Here is a 21,316-nt window from a genome sequence, read left to right on the forward strand (position 1 = left end):
TTCCCGGCGCCTGGCGCCCAGCTTCCATGAGCAACTTTCTAACACACCGATGAATCTCACTGAACTCAAGCAAAAAACCGTTCCCGAGCTCCTCGATATCGCCCGTGAAATGGGTATTGATAACTTGGCCCGTTCGCGCAAGCAGGACATCATTTTCGCCATCCTCAAGAAACACGCCAAAAGTGGCGAGGATATCTATGGCGACGGTGTGCTGGAAATTCTTCAGGATGGCTTCGGCTTCCTGCGTAGCGCTGACAGCTCCTATCTCGCCGGTCCCGACGATATTTATATATCGCCTTCGCAGATCCGTCGCTTCAATCTGCGCAAGGGTGACTCCATTTCCGGTAAAATCCGTCCGCCGAAGGAGGGTGAACGCTACTTCGCCCTGCTGAAGGTCAGTCAAATCAACTTTGACCGTCCGGAAAATGCCAAGCACAAGATCCTGTTTGAGAACTTAACGCCGCTGTTCCCAGACGATCGCATGCGTATGGAGATCGGTAACGGCTCCACGGAAGACCTTACCGCGCGAATCATCGATCTAACCGCGCCGATCGGTAAAGGCCAACGTGGTTTGCTGGTATCGCCGCCGAAGGCGGGTAAAACGCTGATGTTGCAAAACATCGCGACCTCCATCACGCGCAACAACCCAGAGTGTCATCTGATCGTACTGCTGATCGATGAGCGCCCTGAGGAAGTCACCGAAATGTCGCGCACCGTGCGTGGCGAAGTCGTGGCGTCAACCTTCGATGAGCCGCCTGCGCGTCACGTGCAAGTGGCTGAAATGGTTATCGAGAAAGCCAAGCGCTTAGTTGAGCACAAGAAAGACGTGGTCATTCTGCTCGACTCGATTACCCGTTTAGCGCGTGCATACAACACCGTGGTGCCCAGCTCTGGCAAAGTGCTCACCGGTGGTGTCGATGCCCACGCCCTTGAGAAGCCAAAACGCTTCTTTGGTGCGGCGCGTAATATCGAAGAGGGCGGCAGCCTGACGATTATCGCCACGGCGCTGGTCGATACTGGCTCCAAAATGGACGAAGTCATCTTCGAAGAGTTCAAGGGTACCGGTAACATGGAAGCCCACCTGGATCGCAAGCTGGCTGAGCGTCGTGTATTCCCGGCGATCAATATCCGTCGCAGTGGCACCCGTCGTGAAGACCTGCTGGCTTCTGAGGATGAAATGCAGCGCATGTGGATTTTGCGCAAGCTGCTCAATCCGATGGAAGACACCGCCGCCACTGAATTCCTGATTGACCGTCTGAAAGATACCAAGACCAATCTTGAGTTCTTTGAAGCGATGAAGCGCCGCTAGCTTGTGGTGTAAAAAAGAGCGCCGCTAACGCGGCGCATTCGCCAGCCAGGGAGCGTGCCTTGAAGTACAAAGACTTGCGTGAGTTCATCGCGGCGCTTGAAGCCCAGGGTGAACTCAAGCGTATTCATGTCGAAGTCGATCCTTACCTGGAAATCACCGAAATTTGCGACCGCACGCTGCGTGCCGGTGGCCCGGCGTTGCTGTTTGAAAACGTCAAAGGCCACGACATGCCGCTGTTGGGCAACCTGTTTGGCACCCCTAAACGGGTTGCGCTAGGCATGGGCCAAGAATCGGTAGAAGCGCTCAGAGAAGTGGGTAAGCTGTTGGCGTTTCTCAAAGAGCCTGATCCACCGAAAGGCTTGAAAGACGCCTGGGACAAGCTGCCGATCTTCAAGCAAGTACTCAGCATGGGGCCGAAAAACGTCAAGCATGCGCCGGTACAGGAAGTGGTCTATGAAGACGACGAGGTCGATCTCGGCCTGCTGCCGATTCAGCACTGCTGGCCTGGCGATGCGGGGCCACTGGTCACCTGGCCACTGGTGATTACTAAAGGGCCGCACAAGAAGCGCCAGAACCTAGGGATTTACCGTCAGCAGAAGATTGGCAAGAACCGCCTGATCATGCGCTGGCTCTCCCATCGTGGCGGCGCGCTGGATTTTCTGGAGTTCCAGAAAGCCCACCCAGGCGAGCCTTTCCCGGTTGCGGTGGCGCTTGGCGCTGACCCGGCGACGATTTTGGGCGCCGTCACCCCCGTGCCGGATTCGCTTTCAGAATACGCCTTTGCGGGCCTACTGCGCGGTTCGCGTACCGAGCTGGTGAAGTGCGGTCATGCGGATCTTGATGTGCCCGCGTCCAGCGAGATTATCCTCGAAGGCTTTATCTATCCCGATGATATGGCGGCGGAAGGCCCCTTTGGTGACCACACCGGTTACTACAATGAGGTCGACCACTTCCCGGTGTTTACCATCACGCGGATGACCATGCGCCGTGATGCGATCTATCACTCGACCTATACGGGACGTCCGCCGGATGAGCCGGCGATTCTCGGTGTGGCGCTGAATGAAGTCTTTGTGCCCATTCTGTGTAAGCAGTTTCCCGAAATCGTCGACTTCTACCTGCCACCGGAAGGCTGCTCTTACCGTATGGCAGTGGTCACCATGAAGAAGCAGTACCCCGGCCACGCCAAGCGCGTGATGATGGGGGTATGGAGCTTTCTGCGTCAGTTTATGTACACCAAGTTTGTGATTGTGCTGGATGACGACGTGGACGCACGCAATTGGGAAGATGTTATCTGGGCGATCACCACCCGGATGGATCCCGCGCGGGATACTGTAATGGTCGAAAATACCCCCATTGATTATCTCGATTTCGCTTCGCCGGTCTCAGGTCTTGGCTCGAAAATGGGGCTTGATGCCACCAATAAGTGGCCAGGAGAAACTGACCGTGAATGGGGCACCCCGATTGTGATGGACGATGCCGTTAAAGCGCGCGTGGATGAACGCTGGGAAGCGCTGGGGATTGGTCTTGAATTGCCGCCCTCTCGCCGCTGAATGCGATGTATCGCTGACCAAATTTGTAAAAAGAGGCTTTCATGAGTGCAAGGACGTTGACTTGCCAAGTCACCGAGGTTGAGAACTTAAGCCCCGATGTGTTTGGCGTGACGCTAACTGGGCGCGCCGAAGCCATGCAGCATGCGCCGGGGCAATATTTAGAGCTTAAGCTGGATGACACCACCTGGGTGCCGTTTTCGATCGCCAGTGCCGATCGCAGCGATGGTGTTATCGAGCTGCATATTCAACACTGGCCGGAGCGGGATAACTCAGCGCGGCTGCGGGAACTGCTGCAGGTAGCCAATCAGCTCACGCTGCGTTTGCCCGGCGGTGAGTGCGTGCTTGATCGTGAGAGCGAAAGACCGCTGCTGCTGATTGCAGCAGGAACCGGTTTCTCCCAGATGAAAGCCATTGTCGAAGCGGTACTGCATGAACAGCCCGAACGAGAAATTTCGCTGTGGTGGGCCGCCCGCGAACACCGCGACCTCTATTTAGAGCAACTGGCCAGCCAGTGGGCGCAAACCCACGCCAATGTCTGCTTTCATGCGGTAACCGAATCGCCCTTGGAAGAGCCGTTAGCAGCGGGCGAGCGGATTGCCCATCACCTGGGTCGTATTGATCAGGTGTTGAAAACCGCAGATATCACGCCAGAAACCCATGATGTTTATATCTCGGGTTCGCCCAACATGGTCTACGCCTGCCTGGATGTGCTCGACACAAAAGGCATAAAGCTTGAGCGGGTGTTTTCGGATGTGTTTGCCTACGCACCCCGTTCTACTTAATATGACCGCAGCGTTGTAACGCTCCCCCTGATATAGCGTTGTCAAAAAAGGAGGCTAACATGGCCCAACACGACGAAAACTTTAAAGACGATTCTGGTTTCCTGTCCATCTTTCTAGGCTTGGTGGTGCTGGTTAGCATGAGCGCGCTGCCCGCTACCATTGGTTGGGTACAAGCTTTTAGCGGTTGAGTGTTGCCATTTGCAGCGCTTGCAGGCAGGATAAAACGACAACGCCATGGCGGCAGCCCTGTCAAACGATTCACTGGGGCTAGTTATTGCCAGCGTAACTAACAGAATCTAGCGGAATATGGGCATGCAACGACTAACCACACCACATACAGTGAACCCACAACCAGAATTGGTTGGTGGTTTTGCGTTTTATGGGTATTGGTTTAGCTACGGTGTGCCCCTGGCCGACGCCTAACGTCGCGCCACCAGGCACACCACTCGGTTGCCTGCCGCAAGCACAGAAGCCCCGGTCGGTAACCCCGTCGGGGCTTCTGGCGTTTTGGGGCCCCAGCGATTTATAGACTGAGCGATTTTCGGCAATAGTTATTCACCATTATTTCATCAAGGAGCAGCATCATGATTTATCGCGCACTGACTAACGCTTTCGCTACCAGCTTTGTGGGTTATGGCTATAGCTGGCGATTTAGCGACGCGCGGTCGGTGCTAGCTGCCACCTCCGACCGTGTTCACTTGGGTGGTCACACAACCATACGATGTCACACGATTGCGGAGAATTAATCATGAATGCGCCTGTCAGCCCTGTTATTAATAAAACCGTTGTATCCACTGCCCATGCTACTTCCCGGCTAACGCCTTCAGCGCCTGAGCCCAGTGCAAAGCGGCTGCCTACCCCCGCCGAACTCAGACAACGTATCTCGTTAAGCGCCCCGCTAAGTGAGCAAATTGCCCGCCAGCGACACGCCGTACAGCAAATTTTGAGTGGTCACGATGACCGCCTGCTCGTTGTCGTTGGCCCTTGCTCCGTTCACGACCCAGATGCAGCGCTGGAATACGCCGACCGCCTGGCTGCATTAAGCGAAGAGATCAGCGAACGTATTTTGCCGGTCATGCGCGTCTACGTTGAAAAGCCGCGCACCACTGTGGGCTGGAAAGGGCTGGCCTACGACCCAGGCTTGGATGGCAGCGGTGATATGCCGCGCGGTTTGGCGCTTTCTCGTGAACTGATGCATGCCGTAGCCGCTCGCGGCTTGCCGGTGGCTACCGAGCTTTTACAACCGATGCTGGCACACTACGTAGACGATTTACTAAGCTGGGTAGCGATTGGCGCACGCACCACCGAGTCGCAGTTGCACCGTGAGCTGGCCAGTGATTTGTCAGCGGCGGTGGGGTTCAAAAATGCCACCAGTGGCGATGTACAAGTGGCTATCGATGCCATGAGTGCGGCGGCCCACCCGCACCAGCGTTTCGCGGTAGACCCGCAAGGCTACCCGATCGTCCAGCAAACTGCAGGCAACCCGCACACCCACGTGGTGCTGCGTGGCGGGCACGGCGAGCCGAACTATCAGGCGCAACATGTACGCGCGGCAACCACCGCGCTGCGTAATGCCGGGCAAAACCCACGGCTAATGGTGGATTGCAGCCATGCCAATGCGCGTAAAGACCATCGCCGCCAGAGTGAAGTGATGCTGGATGTATTGGCGCAGCGTCAGGCAGGCGAAGCCAACCTGGTCGCGCTGATGCTGGAAAGTCACCTGTTCGAAGGCAAGCAGCCGCTCAAGCCTGGCGCCATGCGCTACGGCGTATCGGTCACCGACGCCTGCGTGGGCTGGGAAACGACCGAACACTTACTTAAAACGGCTGCAGAGCGTTTGGCGTAATTGCATTTGTAAACGCTATTACTTGTTTGCCCTGGCCAGCCCCGTATCATAGGACGTTTGCAGCGATAATGAGGCTGGCCATGGTATTTACCCTAGAACATCACGACCCCGAGACCTACCGCCGCAAAGCCCGCATGATTAGCTTTGCCATGGCGGGGCAACTGATTATTTTTGGCCTCCTGTTCTCAATGCTCCTTACCTCCACTTTTGGCAGCAGCCTATGGCTCAATGCCCTAGGTGTGCTACTTGGGCTATTGGCCACCAGCGCGCTATTTGCCGTGTTGCGTGAGCGCCCATGGATGACGGAGGTGCGCTATGTCTGGCAACTCAAACATCATTTGTCGCAAGTCAGTGGCTATCTTTCGCAACTGCGCAAAGCGGTGGAAGAGAGCAACCGCACGGCGCTGGATCTGCTCACTTTCTATCACCAGGGCATGGCGCAGTTGGCGGAGCTTAATGGGCGCACTACCGATGACGACGCCGAACGGCTAGCGGAAAAAATGCAGGTTAAAATCAAACGCGAAGAGCTGGGGTTGCCCCCGCAGGTGGAAAGTATCGATACGCATGATCTGCAGGCGTTCAAACGTGGGTAAGAAGTTCAGCAAGCAATAGAATTAGTTATATAGGGAGCATGACATATGAATACGTTAAAAGCATGGGGTGGGGCCATCGCCGCAGTCGGTATGATGGTGGTACTCGGGGGGTGTGCAGCCACGCCCTCCACAGAAACTAAAGCCGCTAACCAAGCAACGCTGGATAACCGGGCACCCTTTCTGCCCTCGGCGCTTTTTCCCGGCTCTGCCCAGCGTTTTGATGCGTGGCACTGCGAACCCGCTCAGCAGCACTTAGTGGCTGCCACCAATGCCAACGATTTGCGCCTATGGTCGCTGCACGGCGCATGGCGGTTGCCCCAAGCCGTCGTGGCCAGCGGCGCCCGCTACCAAGATGGTGAGATCAGCTTCTGGAACCGGGGTGACGAGGCGCTAGTGGAAACGCCACGAGGGCAGTTGCAGTGCTCGCTGGCCGAGCAGCGTGACGCCTTAACCCGAGCTGAAAAGCCCGGCGTGATGTTCTTTGGTCAGGGTAACGAACCGGGCTGGACGGTTGCGTTAGCAAATGACACGCCGACACTGACGATGGAAACGAACTACGGGGAAGAGCGTCTCCAGCTACCTTATATGGTTAGTGTGATGGACAATGAAGCTGGTCGAGTCGTGATTGAAAACGCTGACGTGGAGCCCTTTTTCCGCGTGCGTATCGATGCTGGGGCCTGTTTCGATAACATGAGCGGCAAGCCTTTCCCCGCTCGCGTTACGCTGACCTATGGTGGGGAGCAATATAGCGGCTGTGGTCAAGGTATTGCTCCCTAAGGAATCTAATAAAGCGCTAGCTCAGCAGCGATAAACCACACGCTCGGCCCGCCACTCATGCGCCTCGAAATCGCTGGCGCACAGGGCCGAGGTGTTACCTGCGGCACGAGCGGCGAGGCGCGATAGCGTTTGCATCTGAATACCGCGGGTACTCTCCAACTGTTCGCTTACCGCAAGCGGTACCCAGTGTTCTTCCTCTAACGTTGCCAGGGTAAAGCTAAACGGATGGAAGCCTGGGAAGCCGAGCCGAATATCGGTGGCGATCAGCGTCTCTTTTCCTTCTAGCAGCCGCGTTTCATAGCGTAAAAAAGAACCCGCAAACCACATTAAACGCTCTCCCTGTTGGCTGGCCAGGGCGAACGTCTCTAGCCCAGCGTTACGAATTAATGGTTCGAAACGCGGTTGACGGTCGCCGTCAAACACACTAATCAGGCTTTCATGGTAGCGCTCCCGTCGATCACCGTGGCGCGCCATAGCACAATATTAAACGGCGTTGGCTGTATCAGTAGCGGAGCCTCTTCAAGACCCTGTTCTGCCAGGGCAGGGGCAAGACGTTGCTCTACCACTAATTTCGCACCCGCTGCCATCATTAGGTAAACACTCGTGATGGCCAGTCCCCATGTGCAGGCTTTGCGTACCCGCTGAGAGACCAAGGCAACGCCCAAGGTAAATAGCAGCGGCAGTGTATAGAGCGGATCGATAATAAAAATAATCGGCCACGCGGTGGGAGCAAGATCAAGAGGCCAAAGCAACTGGGTGCCGTAAGTGGTTAGCGCATCAAGCAAAGGATGGGTAATCAGAATAAGAGCAAAAAAGCACCACCAGCGGGGTAGGCTAATATCTTTTGCAGGAGCAAATCGTGTGCATAGCAGCGCCAACAGGGTGGCTAACCCTGTTAGTACAAAAAGCGAATGGCTAAAACCGCGATGCTCGGTGACATTGGCGACGGCGTCGCCATAATCCAGCGCTACATCAAAATCGGGCAGGGTGCCGAGTACGGCACCGATAAGGATGGCCTTACGGCCAAGGCGGCGGCCCAGTACGGCCCCGCCAATGGCTGCGCCAAGCGCGGCTTGAGTGACTGAATCCACAGGTTTCTCCGACGGGTAAACCCAGCTAAGATAAACGTTATAATTTAATTATACAGCGTTGCAGCGATTTATTTCTGTTGTCACGTTTTTGTAAAGTATGACCAAGGCCGTTTTTAACAGGAGTCGATATGCAATATCTACATACCATGGTGCGTGTCAGTGACCTGGATGCTTCGCTGCATTTTTACTGCGATCAGCTGGGTCTTAAAGAAGTTCGCCGAAAAGAGAACGAGAAAGGACGCTTCACGCTGGTGTTTCTGGCCGCACCAGAAGATGAGCCACGCTCAGAGCGGCTGACGGCTCCGGAGCTTGAGCTGACGTATAACTGGGATCCCGAAGAGTACACCGGTGGGCGTAATTTCGGCCACCTAGCCTATCGGGTGGATGACATTTATGCGCTCTGCCAACACCTTCAGGACAACGGCGTGACGATTAACCGCCCACCTCGTGATGGCCATATGGCGTTTGTTAAATCACCGGACGGAATCTCTGTGGAGCTGCTGCAAAAAGGCGATGCCCTGGCACCACAAGAGCCATGGGCTTCTATGGAAAACACCGGTAGCTGGTAACAATGACAAAAGGAACGATCACCATGAAAGGTTGGCGCTTATTACCACTGTTGGCTTCCGCTGCGCTACTGTTAAGTGCTTGTAGCAGTTCGCCGGGGCCAAGTTCTACACCACAACGGGGCGCCAACGATGCCTCGCTTGAGGGCGCCATTGTTGAACAGCGTTGGAACCTACTGTTGGTGGGCACCGATGAGCGGCTCTCCATGCCGGAAACGCCTTTTTTCCAGATTTCAAAAGAGGGCAAAGTTAGCGGCCACGACGGCTGTAACCGCTTTACTGGCGAAGTAACACTCGGTGAAAACCAGCGCATTGAGTTTAGCCCGTTAGCCACCACCCGCATGGCGTGCCCGCAAATGGGCGATGCCAAGCGGGTCACGGATATGCTGGAGACCGCCTATCGGTATTTGATTGACCATGATCGGTTGGTCTTCTTTGGCCCGGATAGCCGGGTGCTAGGCGGCTGGCGCGAAGGTAACTGATTCAGCCAGTTAACCTTCAAAAGGCGGATTGAAGCGGGCGATAAAGCGCGCATCAATCCGCTTTTTCCATTGCCATACCCACTTGCCGGATACCCCAAAGCCTCCGCGGCTGGCAATCGCGTGGCCGTCGCCAGTGCCAATGAGTGCCAACACCCGTTTGGGTGGCTGCCAGGGGAGCAATGGTTCGCCGTGGCAGGCACGGCGAAGATTATCCGCTAAGTGTGGCCCCATGCGCACCGCATAAACCCCTGCGTTGGGCAGCGCTGGGGTAAACGCTGCACAGTCGCCAGCGGCAAACATATTCGGCTGGTCGCTAACCTTCAGTGAATGGTCAACGCGGATAAAACCGTGTTGATCCAACGGCAGCCCAGTCCCTGCCAGCCATGGGTGGCCGACAGCCCCCGTTGCCCACAGGACGATGTCCGCATCGATGCGTTTACCGTTCTGGGTGGTTACTCCGCCTTCAATAAGCATTTCGCCGCGTTGTTCAACGTGAACGGTAATCCCTGCCTGTGACAGCGCGCGTCGCATTAGCCAGCGTGGCACGCGCCCGGCATCGGGCAAGAGTGCGTTAGAGGCGCTGAGCAAATGCCCCTGCCAATCAATATCCGGACGCTGTTTGCGCAACTGGGCCAGCACGCTCATTAGTGTTTCACAGCCCGCAGCGCCACCGCCAACGCCCACCACCCGTTGGGCACCGTCGCTGGGTAAGTGGCTAATGTCATTTTGCAGTGCCTGCCAGCGCTGGTGCAGACTACTCAATGGGCGCATGGCGAGTAGCTTGGGGAGGTTCTCCCCATGCTGCTGAGGAGACGTCAGGGTCGAACCGATGTTGACGGAGGCCACGTCAAAGTTAACGCGCTCGCCATTTGCCAGCACTACGTAACGCTCCTGGGTGTTGATCGTGTTCGCTGGTGAAAGAATTAGCCGAGCATTGGCTCTTTGGCACAATGCCTCCACGTCGATCTGTGTCTCGCGCAGCGTACACTCTCCCGCTAGCCATGCGGGTACGCTGCCGGAGTAAGCTGCTAAAGGACTATCACTCACCACGGTAATCGCGATGCCTGGTTCAGGCTGTTTGGCAAAGGATTCGAGTACAAAGGCGTGGGCATGGCCCGCACCCATGAGTAATAATTGCTGCATGGACATCGCCTATAGAAGAAGCAAGGTGCTGTTGGGGATTAACAGACAAAGACTTGGTTTTTACCCGCCAATTTAGCCAGATACATGCCTTGATCCGCCCGCTCAAATAGCTGGCGAGGCCGGTCGCCGGGCTGGGCGAGGGTCAGGCCGATACTGATTGTTAATTGGCCAGCGATGTCGAAGATGTGTTGCTCCACGTTGCGGCAGAGCCGGTTAGCCAGCTTTAGACTAGCGTCTTGGTCAAGCCCCTTGGATATAATGACGAACTCTTCACCTCCCCAACGCCCAAAGTGATCCTCATGTCTCAACGTTTCCTGCACTAACTGAGCCATATTACGCAAGATATCATCGCCGGTTGCATGCCCATAGGTATCGTTAATATTTTTAAAATCATCAATATCAAACATCAACATGGCAAAACTGACTGACGAATTGATCAAATCCTCAATCACCAGCTCTGTATAGTAGCGGTTCCAGCATTTTGTTAAGGGGTCGGTGTGGGCCAAGCCCTCAAGGCGTTGATTGGTTTTGGTTAACTGGCGGTTGAGATGAACGACCTCCTGGGCCGTTATGGCCACGGCTAAATCGTCGGCCAGCTCAATCATCATGGAGGCTTCCTGCGGCATCCAATAACTCAAGACGTCTTGAAGCATCGTATCAGCAACCAGAGCGGGGAGTAGCGGCTGTTGGCGAAATAGTAGTAACCAACCCAAGGAAGCATTGGCGACGCTTAGCGGGGCCGCTAAACCTCCTTGGCAGCTGCCATTCAGCTCGGCGATTTCGTCATGGGGATTGTGTTGATTCAACTGCTGTAAATGATGAAATAACTGGTGCTTCGAGGGACACTCGCCAAAGCAGTGAAGATCGCCCTGATAAGCCAGCGCAATGCCTTCGGCCTGAAAAATATCGCACCAGCTAGCGCCATGATGCTGCAAAATATCATCAATGGAAGTCAGTTTTTTAATATCTCTGGACAGCAATCTGCGGCGAGACTTTAAACCTGATTGGCGAGTGACCATACGCTCTGCTTTTAACAAGCGTAAGCGTTGGGATGCAAGATCGACGAGTAGCTGGATCCACTTGCCAGGCCCAGCGTGAACCGCAGGTGGATGCCCAATATACCCCCACACTTCATGCTCGCCCTTTAGTTCATACAGTTGCAGCTCTGAGGCGGCTAGATCGTCGTAACAATGAATAGCGAGCAGCGCGTGGTGAGAGGCGAGGGTACTTTCCAACGGATAGTAGTACGCCAAACGAAGGTTTCCTGTGCTTAAGCGGCGATAAAGTGCCACTGGTTGACCCTGGGTAAGCGCATGCAGCGTTTTGGTCAGCAGTTCAAAAAGCTCGAGAGGGGTTGCCGAGCGGCATAGTAGCGCCAGCTTATGACACAGGTCGTCGAGATTTTGCACCGATGGAGATAGTGTGCCACTCATTCTGAATGACTCCTCAAGCGCCGCATTTCAGCGCTTAGCATAGCAACTCGCCTAATACTGCTAAGCGAAAACTCGAAATTGAATTAATGATTCAATCAAAAGGTGAACCGTTATTCAACTGTTATTGAACAATCGCTTCACATTGGCGGCATGAATGAAAAAATCATGTTCGCCGAGCGTCTAAAAGCGGCACTGGAAGCAGCGGGTTACGAAGCGCGGCCGTCAGTGCTTGAGCGGGAATTTAATCTGCGCTATTGGGGAAAGCCGATCACGTTTCAGGCCGTTAGGCGCTGGCTGCGTGGTGATTCGATCCCCAGTCAGGATAAGCTCCAGGTTTTGGCTCGCTGGCTGTTAGTCGATCCACACCACTTGCGCTACGGCGCTAGCACCGCTTATACGGTCAGCGAACCTTCCGCAAGTTGGGACGTTTCATCCACCAGTGAAGAGCGCCAATTGCTGGCACTCTACCGGGAGCTTCCCGCTGCCCAGCGTAAAGTAGTGCGCGAAATTATTGAAACATTCGCTAAAGTGCACCCGCCTGCTAACGGGCGTAACGATTAGGTCGACTTATTTTTTCTAATTATCTTTCAATTCGATGTGCTAGGTGTCAATTTTCTTAGCTGAACTGTCACCGCGTCGCCAATTGAAGTAGTGCTTCAATAGTGCCAGCACTCGTTCGGGCTTGTGGGCGTTTTTCCACACCCCGGCAGTGGCCTTTGCCGCCTCGCCCAGCGTGGGGTAGGGGTGGATGGTACCCAGTAGTTTGTTGAGGCCCAGACCGTGCTTCATGGCGAGGGTAAATTCACCCAGCCATTCACCGGCGTTTTCCGCCACGATGGTTGCACCGAGAATCTTGTCTCTGCCGGGCACGGTAAGCACTTTGATAAAGCCTTGAGTGGCACCTTCGGCGATGGCGCGGTCGCTTTCGCCCATGGCGTAGCGGGTAACTTCAAAGGCAATGCTCTGTGCGTTAGCCTCTTTTTCGTTTAATCCCACCCTTGCCACTTCCGGCTGTACATAGGTGACGGCGGGCATATAGCGGTAATCCACCGCAAAGCTTTTCAGCTCGCCGAACAGCGCATTGACGGCCGCATGCCACGCCTGGTGAGCAGCAGCGTGGGTAAGCTGATAAGGCCCTGCCAAATCACCGCAGGCCCAGATATTGGGTAGGTGGGTTTGCAGGCGCTCGTTCAGTTCAAGGGGGCCCGCTTGGGTGGTCGTGATGCCCAGCGCTTCGAGCCCTAAGCCTTCCACATTGGCCTGGCGACCGGCACTCACCAAAAGGTAGTCCAACGGTAGTATTTTGCGGTCGCCATCATGCTCCACCACTAGCTGATAGCCTGTCTCCTCGTTGAGAACTTCCAACGCCCTGGCATCGGTCATCACCGACACGCCTTCGCCTTCCAGGGTGCTTTCGACTAGCTCACCGACCTCTGGATCTTCACGGCCCAGCAGTTGGGAAACGCCTTCCACCAGGGTGACCTGGCTACCCAGGCGAGCGAAGCTCTGACTTAGCTCGCAGCCAATGGCACCGCCGCCCAGCACCACTAAACGTTTGGGCAACTCAGTGAGCGACCAGAGGTTCTCGGACGTTAAAACGGGGGCGCTCTCAATACCCGGTAGCGACGGCACCCGGGGACGTGCGCCGGTGGCCAGCACGATATGCCGTGCGGTGAGGATTTTATCGCCGACCTGTATTTCCCAGGGCGAGATCAGCCTGGCGTGCTCTTGGTACACCTCAACACCCAAGCCGTTATAGCGCTCTATACTGTCGTGGGGTTCGATATCGCTAATCGCCTGATGCACATGGCCCATCACCTTGGCAAAGTCGACTTGCGGCTCGCTGGCAGTCACTCCGAACCGGTGTGCAGTGCGAATCTCATGTGCGGCGCGGGCGGTACGAATTAATGCTTTAGACGGAACGCAGCCGGTATTCAGGCAATCGCCGCCCATCTTGTGTTTTTCCACCAACGCCACTTTGGCGTTCACGGCGCTGGCGATATAGCTGGTAACCAGCCCGGCTGAGCCGCCGCCGATCACCACAATGTCGTAGTCAAAGCCCGCTGGCCGGGTAAAACCTTTATAAGCTTTGCGCTTCTGCACCAGTTGTACAATGCGTCGAGCTATCCAGGGGAAGATGGCCAGCAGTAAAAACGAGGCGATAAGCGTCGGTGAAAGAATACCCCCCAGGCTCTCTAGCTCGCCCAACTGCCCACCCGCATTCACATAGATGGCGGTGCCGGGCAGCATCGCGAGCTGGCTTACCCCGTAAAAAGTGACGGTTTTTATGCGCGTTAGACCCATGACCAGGTTGATCATAAAGAACGGAAATACCGGCACTAAACGCAGGGTAAATAGATAAAGAGCGCCATCGCGCTCCACGCCGCGATTCACCGAGGCAAACTGGCGCGGAAAGCGCTTTTCGATAGGGCCACGGAAAAGAAACCGTGAAAGTAGAAAGGCCAGCGTGGCCCCCATGGTGCTAGCGAAGGAGACAATCAGTAGCCCCCAGCCGAGCCCAAATAGCGCACCGCCAAGTAAGGTCATCAGCGTGGCGCCCGGCAGTGAGAGCGCCGTTATCACCACATAAACAGCAAAAAAGATCCCCGCTACCTGCCAAGGATTTTGAGTAAATGCCGTTTGGAAGTCGCTTTGGTATGCTTTGATGGTTTCCAGGGTGAACCATTGATGGGCACCGCTAATGAAAAACACGCCAATGGCTGTGATCAGTAGCGCTGCAATAATCAAACGTTGTCGGGTCACAATAAAAACTCCAGCGCTAATAAGGGAAGTATCGGTTGTCACTGAGTGAGGAGAGTGCCCGTTTCCTTACACTGAAACGGCTAATTAGAGATTCTCTAGCTCCTTCCAGCGCTGCCAGTCTTCAGGGCGATCCACGTCCCAAATAGTCGCGGGGTAGGCGACCTGGAGGCCTAATGCTTCAATGCGCTGCTGCGTGGTGGTCAGCACGCGTTGGGTACCCCAGGGGATATCTTCAAACAACGCAGGGTAGTCTTGCCGGGTACCCACAAAGCCGTAGCCGCCATCTTCGGCGGGTAACATCACCACCTCAAAGCTGGCTAGCTGCTGTGCGCAGGTGGTGATTAGCGCGCTGGTGATGCTTGGGCAATCACTGCCCATTAGCATGGCGGGCCCTGGAGTACTGTTCAGGGCATGGCGAACCCTTGCGCCTAAGTCACCCTCTGGCTGGGCGCTTAGCGTCACACCAAATGCCTCGCGAAGCTCGATAAACAGCGGGTGGGCGTGATCAAGCGCTGTCCATAGTGTGACATTGGCGGCAGGCAGCGCTTTGCAGGCATTTGCGACGCAGTGGCGTACCAGCTCCGCGTGGGCGTTGGCAGCACCTTCCAAACCGAGTAGGGGCGACAGGCGCGTTTTAGCTTGCCCCGCCAGCGGCGCTTTGGCTAGCAGGTGCAGGTGGGGCGTTTCAGCGGGCATCGCGATACTCCTTGGCGAGTTGGGTTGCGCTAACGCCGCGCCAGTAGCGGTAGCGCAGCCGCCACATCAGGCGGATCGTTTTCCACGCGCCGACCTCATCCCAGCGCCTGCCCGAGCTTACCACTTTCGCCTGCAAACAGGCGGGCCGAGACACCCGTTTGAGCCGTTTAGACAGCTCAATGTCTTCCATCAGTGGCTGTTCGGGAAAACCACCGACTGCTTTGAAAGTGCTCGCACGCATAAACATGCCCTGGTCGCCAGTGGCGATGCCGGTGAGCCGTGAGCGTTGGTTCATCATCCAGCTCACCACGGGCAGCCAGCCGCTGCGGCCTGCAAGCTCAATATCAAAGCGCCCCCAGGCGTGGCCGTTAAGCGCTTGGGTGATCTGCTCAACGGCGTTCTTGGGCAATTGAGTATCCGCGTGCAGGAACAGCAGTGCGGGCGCAGTGGCATGCTGAGCGCCCAGGTTCATTTGCAATGCTCGTCCGGCTGGGCTACTGAGCACTCGATCTGCTAGTGGTTTGGCAATGTGAGCGCTGGCATCACTGCTCCCGCCATCCACGACAATGATCTCAACGGGTATCGCAATGCGCTGGTCGCGCAGTGCTTGCAGCGGCGTCAGTGACGCCTCAATTCCCGTGGCCTCGTTAAGCACCGGTATCACGATGCTCAACCGAGGTGGTTGGTCAGCCGAGCTCAATAACCGGCCCTCCTGCTGCATTGGCGTCCTCGTGGTCATGGGTGACCAGGAGCGTAGGCAGGCCTGCTTCGCGTAGTTGGCTAAACACCAGTGTGCGCATCTCCTGGCGCAGCGCCGTATCCAGCTTGGAAAACGGCTCGTCCAGCAGCACCGTTCGCGGCTTGGAGAGTAGCAGGCGCATCAACGCCACGCGTGATTGCTGGCCGCCGGAAAGGGTGGCAGGGTCGCGGGACTCAAAGCCTGCTAGCCCAACCTGTTCAAGTGCCTGAGTAACCTGCTGGCGCTTGTCTTTTAGATGGCGAGGCAGTCCGAAGCGCAAGTTGCCGCCCACGCTTAAGTGCGGAAATAGCAGCGGATCCTGAAACAGAAGCCCGATGTTGCGCTGTTCGGCGGGAAGGCTGAGCAAATTGCGCTCGCCCATCCATACGCCGCCGCTAGCGGTGAATTCGCGATCAAGAAAGCCTGCAATATACGCCAATAAGGTGGATTTTCCCGACCCCGAAGGTCCCATGACCGTGAGTACTTCACCGGAGCTAATAGTGGCATCCACTGCCAGTAACTCACGGCCTGCCAGGGCGATGCTAACTTGCTCAAGGCGTAGCGGCGCGCAAAAAGAAGCTGTCACATTGTCCCTCTTAAGTAGCTAAATCACGGCGGTGGGTACCCAATAAACGGGGCAGCCCTAAGGCAAGCATAAAGCCAATCAACGGTAACCCAGCCTGCACTAATGCCCAGACGCCGATTAAACGTCGATTACTGCCAGAGGCAAGCGCGACTGCCTCGGTCGTCACGGTGGTCACGCGGCCCGCACCGAGTAACTGGGTGGGTAAGTATTGGCCAATACTCACTGCCAAGCCTACGGCAAACGCTGTTAACAGCGGCGCGAGCAACAGCGGCAGGCGAACCCGCCAAAAAGCGGAGCTGCGTGACACCCCCAGTGAACGCGCTACCTTTAACCAGCGTGGATCCAATTGGCGATAGGTTTCGGCCAAGGAGAGGTATACATAAGGCAGTACAAACAGCAGGTGACCAGCGATAACCAGACCAAGTTGAGGGCGAATGCCCAGGCTTTCAGCGGCCACGATTAGCCCAAATAGAAACGCAATTTGCGGCACTAACAGGGGCAAATAGAGTAACCATAACGCGCGCTTGGGTTGAATGTGCTGACGGTGTTCATTTTCCAGCGTTGCTAGCACTAGCGCCGTAGCCAAGGCGGTAGAAACAAGTCCAATCAATGCCGTATTAATGAGCGGTGTAGCCAGCATAGGGCCGCTGCGTTGCCAGTGATCCAGCGTTAGCATCTGTGGCAACACTTCTGGAAAGCGCCAAAAACCGGCCAGTGAAAATAGCCCCAACCCAACTAAGGCTGCCAGCGCTGTGATACTCGAAAACAGTAATGCCGAGCGGCCAACGAGGCGCAGGATGATTTCGCCACGCTGGCGGCTGCCATTGATCAGCCAGTACCGCGTCAGGCTGCGGATCAGCTGTTCTAACAACCACCAACACAGCAGTGCAGCGACAGTGACGCCCAGTTGCAGTACCGCCGCCGCCGAGGCCATAAAACGCTGGCTGATATCCGGGTCGTTGAACCAACCCAAGATAGATACGCTCAGTGTGGGGGGCAGCTTCGGGCCAAGAATCAGTGCCATATCGACGACCGAAGTGGCATAGGCGATCACTGCATAAACCGGCAGGCGAATCAGTGGGTAGAGCGAGGGAAGCACCGTTTTTAACCAGCCGATGGTAGGCGAGTAACCTAGCGACCTTGCCAGCATCAAGCGCTTCTCCGGCGCTAACTGCGGCAGTGCCGCCAGGCTCATCAGCAGCAAAAACGGTACTTCTTTTAGTACCAACCCCGCCATTAGGGAGAATCCCCAGGGATCGTTGATGATCAGCATGTCCAGGGGGCGCTCCCATCCTGTTAGCGACGGCGATATCAGCCGCGCCACCAAACCCGAAGGGGCAATCAAAAAGGCAAACCCAAAGGCGATAGCGGCGTGAGGGATGGCGAGCAGCGGTGATACCAACCGTCGTATGCCGCGATCTAACCAAGTGCCCCGACTGGCGGCCAAAAACAGCACCACAATTACCAGCGCTACGGCTGTGCTGACTAACCCGCTGGCAAAGCTAACCATCACTGAACGTCCTAGCCCCGGCTGGTCGAACAGCATTTGCCAGGGGGCTAAACTAGCGCCATGGCCGCCTAGCGTTGGTAAGTAGCCAAACGCAGGCAGCAGCACCATCATCAGACCCGCCCCAACGGGGAGTACTAGCAGGGCAATGATGAGTGCTGGGGCCAGTCGCAGCATCGTTAGTTAACGCCGTAACGCTCAAGCCAGGCATTTTGCAGGGCGGTCATCCAACTGGGGTGTGGTTCGGGTAGGGTGTTGGACAGCGCGTCCGCCGGTAGCTCGGAAGGATGGCGATCACCCTGCTCGAACAGCGCCTGATTCTCGGCGTCTAGCTGATCGATATCCAGTACGCTGCGGTCTCCCCACATCGCTAGCGACTGCTTTTGCGCCTGAGCTTCCGGTGAAAGCAGGAAATTGGCGAGCACCATGGCCCCGGCTTTATGCGGCGAGTTATAGGGGATCGCCACAAAGTGAACGTTACCCAAAGTGCCGCCTTCCAGCACGTAGCTGCGCACGCTTTCGGGCAGCTCATACTCCATGACTGCCACGGCGGCATCGGTGGGGTAGAACGAAAAAGCCAAACTTAGCTCGCCGTCGCTCATCAACGTGCGCAGGTTGGGGCCGGAGTCGGGAAAGGTACGACCACTGCGCCACAGGTGCGGGTGCAGCGCATCTAAATAGGCCCACAGAGGTTTGGTGACAGCCTCAAAATCGCTTTCTGAAACTGGCTGGTAAAGCGCCTCCTCCTGATCGGTGAGCTCGATCAGCGCCTGCTTTAAAAAGGTGCTGCCGGTGAAGTCGGGAATACGCGGATAGCTGAACTGGCCGGGATTGGCTTTGGCCCAGGCGAGTAGTGCCTGCATATTCTGGGGTGGTGTCTCGGTTTGAGCGCTATCGTAAAAAAAGGTGATCTGCGCTTTACCCCAGGGCGATTCATAGCCTTCTGTAGGTAACGTGAAGTCGGTCACCACCTCAGGGTTATCGGCGGCATTGGTGAGCGCAAAATGGGGCAGCGACTCAGCGAAGGGGCCAAACAGCAGGTCGCTTTCGCGCATCGCAGCGAAGTTCTCGCCGTTGATCCAAATCAGGTCGATACTGCCCTCGGTGTGGTTGCCCGCCTGCTTTTCTGCCAGTACCCGAGCTACCGCGCTGCCGGTATCGTCCAGCTTTACGTGTTCCACATCGACGCCGTACTGTGCCTGCATTTGCTCCGCCACCCAGTCGATGTAGCGATTGGTGCGCGTATCACCGCCCCAGGCATTCCAGTAAACGGTTTGGCCTTCGGCCTGTGCCACGACACTTTGCCAATCACTAGGGTCGGGGTTGGCTGATGCCGGAACCGTGAAGGCAAGCATCGTGGTGACAATAGCGAGGCGAAGAGGGTGGCGAGTAGGCATCGAATATCCCTTTTGTTAGAAGCGTAAGCACAGCTAAGAAATATTAGTAAAATTAGATGTTATAGGGAAACCTGCAAACACTGTAGCTCGCTGTGCACGTGATCAATAATGTTTAACGATAAGTAGTGCTCAACGCGGTCGCGCACGTGGTCGATCACGGCGGGATCCGTGAGTTCAGCGGACCAGTCTTCCCCGCGCTGCTGGGCATCTACGGCGTTTAAGTGCTGGGCGCGCCACTTGGCACACAGGTTAACGACCAGAGCCAGGTAGCGCGGCGACAGGCAATGAGGGTGTCGATGTCCGGCGTTTCACCCATGGTGGCTTGCCAGCGGCGATAAAAGCTAATCACGTCACTTAGCGATAGCACCGCTTGGCTGTTTACGTCCCAGGTGGTCGAGGTGTAGAGGCTGGTGTGGGCGAGGTCGATACCCGGCAGGCCGTAGCGGCACTTCTCTAAATCCACCAACATCGCGCGGCCATCGTCGTGGATTAAGAAGTTGCCAGGGTGGGTGTCAAAGCTAATCAGTGTCGGCGCGGCATCGCTTAAGTGAGGTGGCAGTAAGTCCAGCTCCTGCTTAATGCGCTGGGTGACCTTGCTCGAAAGTTGCGCGTCGCTCAACCAGTTAGCCTGCTGACGCACTTCATCTATCATCGCTTGCCACGGGTCTTCGGGGGCAAGCAGTGGTGCCTGCTCTGCGACACTGGGCAGCGGTTGGCTATGCAAGCTGGCTAGAGCATCCGCGATGGCAGGCAGGTCTTCCGGCAACTTGGCCAAGCGGCCACGGATAGCCTCAACCAGTAGCCCACCCCGGGGCAGTGCCTCGCTCGGCGGCAGAGTGCCGTAAAGTGCTGGCGTGTGTCCGCCAGGACTAGAGCGCTGGTAGCAGGCAGTCTGATAGGCAAGGTTCTCTTCAGGCGGCAGATTCATCTGACTCTGCTTCGGCAGTCGCGCCACCCAGTCATCGCCCACGCTGCGATGGATCCACACATGATCATGGGCCAGCCCGGTATCCGCCATCGGCGTAAGCTCATGGTATGCAATCCCGGCCCGCTTTAATTCGCTTGCCAGAGCCTGTAAACGCGCTTCGGTTGGTGTCGGCATAGAGCAGTCCGTGTCGTTGCTGAATCAGCGATGCCACTTAGTGGCCGTTCTTGTACCAACCTTACACGTTTCGTAAGAAAATGTGGTTAAAGTGAGTGGTAAGGGGACCATATGTCATGCGCTAGCGCTGCATAGATATTATGAGTCATAACTAATAAGTTAATTATCTTCGGAGTATTTTCTGCTAGCGTTGTGGTTAAGTAGATTTTGTGGGATTAGAGCGGGCGTTGTCGGGATTGCTTACCGTTAACAGCCATCGCCATTTACGCGCGAGCAATAGCTGGTGCCTGGTTCATTATTATTGAGACGGCAGTTTTTGTATCGGGGGAATTATGATTCGCACCACCGAAGAGCTATACCAGCTATATCCTGAGCCAAAGGAGAGAGCGCTGAAGAAGCAGCTATCGCGACTTGACCGGCACTGTCAGCGATTTATCGAGCTTTCTCCCTTTGTGGTCATCGCCACTGGAAACGCGTCGGCTTTGATGCGTCGCCACGTGGAGGAGAGCCAGGTTTTATCAAGGTGGTTGATGACCTTACTTTGGTAATTCCAGATTCTCCAGGTAATAACCGATTGGATTCACTTAAAAATATTGTCGAGAGCGGTCAGGCTGGATTGCTGTTTTTAATCCCAGGGGTCGATGAGACGCTACGCATAAATGGCGCGGCGCATGTCTCGGTGGATGAAGAAAAGCTGCAGCTTTTTGCATCAGAGAAGCGAGCACCAAAAGTGGTTATTGAGGTGACGGTTGAGGAGGCTTACCTTCACTGCGCTAAAGCCTTTATGCGCTCCAAACTATGGGCAGATGAGAGCCGTCGCGAGCGTTCCGTATTGCCGACGATGGGGCAGATGATTCACGAGCAAATAGGTCGTAGCGGCTCCCCCGAGTCACAGGAAGAGATGCTTGCGCGTTACGCACAAGATATTTAGCACCTCAGGGCCCCTCATCATCA

At 55.9% G+C, this 21,316-nt stretch carries 19 protein-coding genes and 2 pseudogenes; 11 read left to right on the plus strand and 10 right to left on the minus strand.

The features are described from left to right. The first annotated feature begins 49 nt into the window (after window positions 1–49). The 7 genes from rho to FDY98_RS02650 all read left to right on the plus strand — a co-directional run bounded on the left by rho (window position 50) and on the right by FDY98_RS02650 (window position 6,857). Complete coding sequence (gene rho / locus FDY98_RS02625) at window positions 50–1,309, plus strand: transcription termination factor Rho (protein WP_007111700.1); 1,260 nt, start codon at window positions 50–52, stop codon at window positions 1,307–1,309. Between the two features lie 59 nt (window positions 1,310–1,368). Then, window positions 1,369–2,859 carry a 4-hydroxy-3-polyprenylbenzoate decarboxylase gene (gene ubiD, locus FDY98_RS02630; protein ID WP_009288495.1) on the plus strand — a complete coding sequence of 497 codons (1,491 nt, stop codon included), beginning with the start codon at window positions 1,369–1,371 and terminating at the stop codon, window positions 2,857–2,859. A gap of 41 nt (window positions 2,860–2,900) precedes the next feature. Then, entirely contained in the window at window positions 2,901–3,641 is a 741-nt protein-coding gene (locus tag FDY98_RS02635; RefSeq protein ID WP_027957775.1) for an FAD-binding oxidoreductase, read from the plus strand. A gap of 59 nt (window positions 3,642–3,700) precedes the next feature. Beyond that, window positions 3,701–3,829 carry a hypothetical protein gene (locus FDY98_RS26590; RefSeq protein WP_261377686.1) on the plus strand — a complete coding sequence of 43 codons (129 nt, stop codon included), beginning with the start codon at window positions 3,701–3,703 and terminating at the stop codon, window positions 3,827–3,829. A gap of 560 nt (window positions 3,830–4,389) precedes the next feature. Next, window positions 4,390–5,487: a 3-deoxy-7-phosphoheptulonate synthase gene (locus FDY98_RS02640; RefSeq protein WP_027957776.1), complete on the plus strand. Its 1,098-nt coding sequence runs from the start codon at window positions 4,390–4,392 to the stop codon at window positions 5,485–5,487. Between the two features lie 80 nt (window positions 5,488–5,567). Next, window positions 5,568–6,080 (plus strand): DUF3087 family protein, encoded by a 513-nt coding sequence (locus FDY98_RS02645; RefSeq protein ID WP_022520177.1) that lies wholly within the window; start codon window positions 5,568–5,570, stop codon window positions 6,078–6,080. A gap of 45 nt (window positions 6,081–6,125) precedes the next feature. Continuing rightward, window positions 6,126–6,857: an MliC family protein gene (locus FDY98_RS02650; protein ID WP_009288499.1), complete on the plus strand. Its 732-nt coding sequence runs from the start codon at window positions 6,126–6,128 to the stop codon at window positions 6,855–6,857. A gap of 21 nt (window positions 6,858–6,878) precedes the next feature. Here the strand turns inward: FDY98_RS02650 and FDY98_RS02655 are convergent. Further along, a pseudogene (locus FDY98_RS02655) lies at window positions 6,879–7,948 on the minus strand (metal-dependent hydrolase). Window positions 7,949–8,076: 128 nt separating this feature from the next. Here FDY98_RS02655 and gloA point away from each other — a divergent pair. Both gloA and FDY98_RS02665 read left to right on the plus strand, forming a co-directional pair. After that, window positions 8,077–8,517: a lactoylglutathione lyase gene (gloA, locus tag FDY98_RS02660; protein ID WP_027957778.1), complete on the plus strand. Its 441-nt coding sequence runs from the start codon at window positions 8,077–8,079 to the stop codon at window positions 8,515–8,517. 23 nt (window positions 8,518–8,540) lie between these two features. Then, a complete protein-coding gene (locus FDY98_RS02665) occupies window positions 8,541–8,996 on the plus strand; it encodes an META domain-containing protein (RefSeq protein ID WP_035537745.1) in 456 nt (151 codons plus the stop codon). A 9-nt stretch (window positions 8,997–9,005) separates the two neighbouring features. Here the strand turns inward: FDY98_RS02665 and FDY98_RS02670 are convergent, their stop codons facing one another. Beyond that, entirely contained in the window at window positions 9,006–10,145 is a 1,140-nt protein-coding gene (locus FDY98_RS02670) for an FAD-dependent oxidoreductase (RefSeq protein WP_027957780.1), read from the minus strand. A gap of 32 nt (window positions 10,146–10,177) precedes the next feature. Continuing rightward, complete coding sequence (locus FDY98_RS02675) at window positions 10,178–11,572, minus strand: GGDEF domain-containing protein (RefSeq protein ID WP_009288503.1); 1,395 nt, start codon at window positions 11,570–11,572, stop codon at window positions 10,178–10,180. 165 nt (window positions 11,573–11,737) lie between these two features. On the opposite strand from FDY98_RS02675, the gene FDY98_RS02680 reads away from it, so the two are divergent. After that, window positions 11,738–12,133: a transcriptional regulator gene (locus FDY98_RS02680; protein WP_276316028.1), complete on the plus strand. Its 396-nt coding sequence runs from the start codon at window positions 11,738–11,740 to the stop codon at window positions 12,131–12,133. A 39-nt stretch (window positions 12,134–12,172) separates the two neighbouring features. On the opposite strand, the gene FDY98_RS02685 is transcribed toward FDY98_RS02680, so the two are convergent. The 7 genes and pseudogenes from FDY98_RS02685 to FDY98_RS02715 form a co-directional block, all read right to left on the minus strand. Then, on the minus strand, window positions 12,173–14,335 hold the full coding sequence (locus tag FDY98_RS02685) for an FAD-dependent oxidoreductase (protein ID WP_035537743.1): 2,163 nt from the start codon (window positions 14,333–14,335) through the stop codon (window positions 12,173–12,175). An 84-nt stretch (window positions 14,336–14,419) separates the two neighbouring features. Then, a complete protein-coding gene (locus tag FDY98_RS02690; protein WP_027957783.1) occupies window positions 14,420–15,031 on the minus strand; it encodes a TIGR04282 family arsenosugar biosynthesis glycosyltransferase in 612 nt (203 codons plus the stop codon). Beyond that, window positions 15,021–15,731, minus strand: a complete 711-nt coding sequence (locus tag FDY98_RS02695; RefSeq protein ID WP_027957784.1) for a TIGR04283 family arsenosugar biosynthesis glycosyltransferase — start codon at window positions 15,729–15,731, stop codon at window positions 15,021–15,023. Before FDY98_RS02695 ends, FDY98_RS02690 begins: the two co-directional genes overlap by 11 nt. Continuing rightward, complete coding sequence (locus tag FDY98_RS02700; RefSeq protein ID WP_027957785.1) at window positions 15,718–16,356, minus strand: ATP-binding cassette domain-containing protein; 639 nt, start codon at window positions 16,354–16,356, stop codon at window positions 15,718–15,720. The genes FDY98_RS02695 and FDY98_RS02700 overlap by 14 nt, the downstream gene beginning before the upstream one ends. 10 nt (window positions 16,357–16,366) lie before the next feature. Then, window positions 16,367–18,040: an ABC transporter permease gene (locus FDY98_RS02705; RefSeq protein WP_027957786.1), complete on the minus strand. Its 1,674-nt coding sequence runs from the start codon at window positions 18,038–18,040 to the stop codon at window positions 16,367–16,369. Window positions 18,041–18,042: 2 nt separating this feature from the next. Further along, window positions 18,043–19,260 (minus strand): ABC transporter substrate-binding protein, encoded by a 1,218-nt coding sequence (locus tag FDY98_RS02710; protein ID WP_027957787.1) that lies wholly within the window; start codon window positions 19,258–19,260, stop codon window positions 18,043–18,045. Window positions 19,261–19,319: 59 nt separating this feature from the next. Next, a pseudogene (locus tag FDY98_RS02715) lies at window positions 19,320–20,362 on the minus strand (aminoglycoside phosphotransferase family protein). A 523-nt stretch (window positions 20,363–20,885) separates the two neighbouring features. On the opposite strand from FDY98_RS02715, the gene FDY98_RS02720 reads away from it, so the two are divergent. Continuing rightward, window positions 20,886–21,293 (plus strand): MSMEG_1061 family FMN-dependent PPOX-type flavoprotein, encoded by a 408-nt coding sequence (locus FDY98_RS02720; RefSeq protein ID WP_340146657.1) that lies wholly within the window; start codon window positions 20,886–20,888, stop codon window positions 21,291–21,293. Window positions 21,294–21,316: the final 23 nt, after the last annotated feature.

Origin of the sequence: Halomonas sp. PA16-9, assembly GCF_009728585.1 — a bacterium.
In the GTDB taxonomy this organism is placed as follows: Bacteria; Pseudomonadota; Gammaproteobacteria; order Pseudomonadales; family Halomonadaceae; genus Vreelandella; species Vreelandella titanicae.

Bases quoted from the DNA above. Each gene is read 5' to 3' on its own strand.
- FDY98_RS02670 (WP_027957780.1), bottom strand. From the start codon at position 10,145: ATGTCCATGCAGCAATTATTACTCATGGGTGCGGGCCATGCCCACGCC.
- gloA (WP_027957778.1), top strand. From the start codon at position 8,077: ATGCAATATCTACATACCATGGTGCGTGTCAGTGACCTGGATGCTTCG.
- FDY98_RS02675 (WP_009288503.1), bottom strand. From the start codon at position 11,572: ATGAGTGGCACACTATCTCCATCGGTGCAAAATCTCGACGACCTGTGT.
- FDY98_RS02680 (WP_276316028.1), top strand. From the start codon at position 11,738: ATGTTCGCCGAGCGTCTAAAAGCGGCACTGGAAGCAGCGGGTTACGAA.
- FDY98_RS02665 (WP_035537745.1), top strand. From the start codon at position 8,541: ATGAAAGGTTGGCGCTTATTACCACTGTTGGCTTCCGCTGCGCTACTG.
- FDY98_RS02690 (WP_027957783.1), bottom strand. From the start codon at position 15,031: ATGCCCGCTGAAACGCCCCACCTGCACCTGCTAGCCAAAGCGCCGCTG.
- FDY98_RS02640 (WP_027957776.1), top strand. From the start codon at position 4,390: ATGAATGCGCCTGTCAGCCCTGTTATTAATAAAACCGTTGTATCCACT.
- rho (WP_007111700.1), top strand. From the start codon at position 50: ATGAATCTCACTGAACTCAAGCAAAAAACCGTTCCCGAGCTCCTCGAT.
- FDY98_RS02635 (WP_027957775.1), top strand. From the start codon at position 2,901: ATGAGTGCAAGGACGTTGACTTGCCAAGTCACCGAGGTTGAGAACTTA.
- FDY98_RS26590 (WP_261377686.1), top strand. From the start codon at position 3,701: ATGGCCCAACACGACGAAAACTTTAAAGACGATTCTGGTTTCCTGTCC.
- FDY98_RS02645 (WP_022520177.1), top strand. From the start codon at position 5,568: ATGGTATTTACCCTAGAACATCACGACCCCGAGACCTACCGCCGCAAA.
- FDY98_RS02650 (WP_009288499.1), top strand. From the start codon at position 6,126: ATGAATACGTTAAAAGCATGGGGTGGGGCCATCGCCGCAGTCGGTATG.
- FDY98_RS02705 (WP_027957786.1), bottom strand. From the start codon at position 18,040: ATGCTGCGACTGGCCCCAGCACTCATCATTGCCCTGCTAGTACTCCCC.
- FDY98_RS02710 (WP_027957787.1), bottom strand. From the start codon at position 19,260: ATGCCTACTCGCCACCCTCTTCGCCTCGCTATTGTCACCACGATGCTT.